This is a genomic window from Paraburkholderia tuberum STM678 (assembly GCF_902833905.1).
In the GTDB taxonomy this organism is placed as follows: domain Bacteria; phylum Pseudomonadota; class Gammaproteobacteria; order Burkholderiales; family Burkholderiaceae; genus Paraburkholderia; species Paraburkholderia tuberum.
In genome coordinates this window covers 1-1990 of record NZ_CADFGP010000154.1, presented here as the reverse complement: position 1 = coordinate 1990, position 1990 = coordinate 1, and the positions used below count along the sequence as shown (strand labels likewise).

General features: G+C 58.3%; 1 protein-coding gene and 1 pseudogene. Both read right to left on the bottom strand.

The features are described 5' to 3' along the window. A pseudogene (locus HWY30_RS40660) lies at nt 1–977 on the bottom strand (CoA-binding protein); the annotation flags it as partial. 27 nt (nt 978–1004) lie between these two features. Continuing rightward, nucleotides 1005–1990, bottom strand: a 986-nt coding sequence (locus tag HWY30_RS40655; protein WP_176079048.1) for an ATP citrate lyase citrate-binding domain-containing protein, incomplete at its 5' end; no start/stop codon positions are given.

Genomic DNA, 1990 nt, shown 5'->3' with positions numbered 1-1990 from the left:
GTGAGTGCTGCGGGTATGTGCGCGATGTTCGTGACAAGCGCACCCTTTGCCGACACGGCCGGATTGTCCGGTGTGAACACACTTGACACCCCGAATTTATCGAGAAACCATTGTTCTTTCGATGCGGCGTCGTCCGCGCCTCCGGACATAGCACCCGCGTGTCCGACAGCACGGGTCAGCTTTGACTTCCAGCGACCCACGACGCACGCAACCACCGGCTTCGTAAAGTTGGCGTCGAGCTCGTAGTAGCCGCCCGGTTCAACATAAAGAACGGCGGCCTTGCTTCGCGCGTCGTTTGCCAGCGCCGCAGCAAACTCCGGCGCCGCGAACTGTATGTAGACGTCTTTGCCACTTGAGATGGCTGTAGTCGTGCCCCATCCGGCCATCCGCAGGTAGGTTGCGATGGTAGTCGTGAAGTTGCCCGAGTTGGAAAACAAGGCAATCGAGCCACGCCGCAATGCCTCTTCAGGGTGGTCGCCGCCCAGCGCTCCCCCGATACGCACCTGGTTCCAGGCGTCAGCCACGCCGAGGCTGTTGCCGCCAAAAATGTCGACCCCGTTGGACTGACCCATCGCGCGGATTTCGCGCGAGTCACTGACGGCCAGCTTTTCGGTAACGATGAAAATCTTCTTCAGTTCCGGATTGACACGGATTAGCTCAGCCACGCCGTCCCGTGCAGCGGAAGGCGGCAGATAGATGACGCCGCAGTTGAACCGGTGACCATCGTTCAGGCCTTCAAGGACATTGTTGTAGACCGGCACGCTTCCAAGTGCCGTTTCCAGTACCTGTCCGCGCTTTCCCGGAGCCGTACCAAACACCACGTTGCCACCGGAATAGGCATGACCGACGGGCGTGACATCGCTCGACTCGCCGCCCAGAATGTTGAGCACGCAAACGCGGTCGTCCTTTGTTGCAACTTGGGATAACGAACTAATTCCTACGAAGTATTTAAAATCGCCAATGCCCTGCTTGTACATAATGATTCTCCTCAGTCGATGAGATGCTCAGGCAGCCTGTTTGACCGCAATTCCCAGCTTCGCGGCAATCTGCTCGCGGCCGCCTGCTTTCATCCATTGGTCAACCTGCTTCGCGTACAGGACCACCTCGCTCATGTCCGAGTCAAAGCCGAAGAAGGTGTACGGCAATCCCAGCGAATCGAGCGTGTCGCGCAATGCTCCCATTCCGCGAACCAGATTCGGACCGCCACGGCCGACCACCACATAGAGCGGCGTCGGGCCGTGCTGACTGAAGTGCTCGCGTAACGCGTCGGCCATTGCGCGAAATGTTTCGAAAATATCCGTGTTATTCGACTTTCCACCAATGATGAACAGCACATTGCTCTGCTCAATCCAGTGCTTGAAGCAGATGCGGGCGACTTCCTTCATCTTTTCGTAGGGTGGGTTGCCGCCGAAGTCTGACGAGATGATGGCGTCGTCTCCGAGCATTTGCGTGACAAGGGAGTTCGCGCCGCCACCGAACGTCGGAGCGAGAATGCTGCCCTTCGCGTTAATGACGTAGACGTCGCTCTGCCCCTGATACGTGCGAAGCTGGTTGATTTCCTGTTCGAAGTCTGAATAGTCGACTGCGAAGAGATGCGCGGGCAGGTCAAGGCGCTGCCAGCGCGGGTCATCACGGTCGAAGCCGCATTTGAAGTCACAGGCGACGGGTGTCAGCCGTCCCTTGCTATCCTCGCGCATCCGGATTGGATTGAGTTCGAGGGTCGTCATTCCGAACCCGTGGTAGAGCTCCCATAACTTGGGGAGGTGCTGTACAAGCGGCGAGATAATCTGTTTGGGTGCGCCCAGCGTCGAAAGCGCGTTCGCCACGACGAACGCCTTGAGCCCGGTGAGCGGGTCAAACGGAATCTGCACGACTTGCGACTTGTCCAGTTCCTCGATGTCGACGCCACCGTGATGTGTGAGCGTCATCGTCGGTGCGCGGAAGTGTGTCGAGTCGGTAATCGAGAAATAGACCTCGTACTCGGCCGGCA